Below are 591 nucleotides of genomic sequence, written 5' to 3'. Positions count from 1 at the left end.
GGCCGCGCGCCCGGACGGCGCCCGCCGCGCCCGTACCGCGTCGTGGACGGCCGGGGCCGCGGCGGCCAGCAGGGCGCCGGTCAGCGCGACGGCGAAGGTGACCAGCGGCGCGCCGCCGAGCGCGGCGAGCCGCATGAAGGGCGTCCCGGTGGTGCCGAACGCCAGCCGCCCCCACGGGAAGCCGCCGAAGGGCACCCGGGCGCGGGCCCACTCCTGGGCCACCCACAGGCAGGCCGCCCACAGCGGCCACGGGGCCCGCAGCCGCCCCGGCAGGCGGGAGGTGACCGCGAGGCCGGCGCCGAGCGGCGCGAAGAACGCCGCCTCGAGGACGGACAGGCCCACCACGAGGTCCCAGCCCACGACGTGCAGCCACTTCAGGAGGACCACGAAGAACGGCAGGCCGAACGCGAAGCCCAGCCACGCGCCCTGCCGGCCGGTCCGGCCGCGGGCGAGCAGGCCGAAGGAGGCGACCGCGGCCACCGACAGCGGCCACAGCCCGTACGGCGGGAAGGCGAGCCCGAGCGCGACGCCGCTCGCGGCGGCCGCCGCCGTGCGCCGCCCCTCGCGGCGGGCGAGCCGCGCCAGCCGCCG

The 591-nt window shown here is 81.0% G+C and carries 1 pseudogene; it reads right to left on the bottom strand.

Annotated features, from left to right (window positions below):
- Nucleotides 1–591, bottom strand: a pseudogene (locus RKE29_RS30320) (apolipoprotein N-acyltransferase); the annotation flags it as partial.

Source organism: Streptomyces sp. B1866, from assembly GCF_031932565.1.
In the GTDB taxonomy this organism is placed as follows: Bacteria; Actinomycetota; Actinomycetes; order Streptomycetales; family Streptomycetaceae; genus Streptomyces.
The sequence above is the reverse complement of the archived record's forward strand: the minus strand, read 5'-3'. Positions and strand labels throughout refer to the sequence as shown.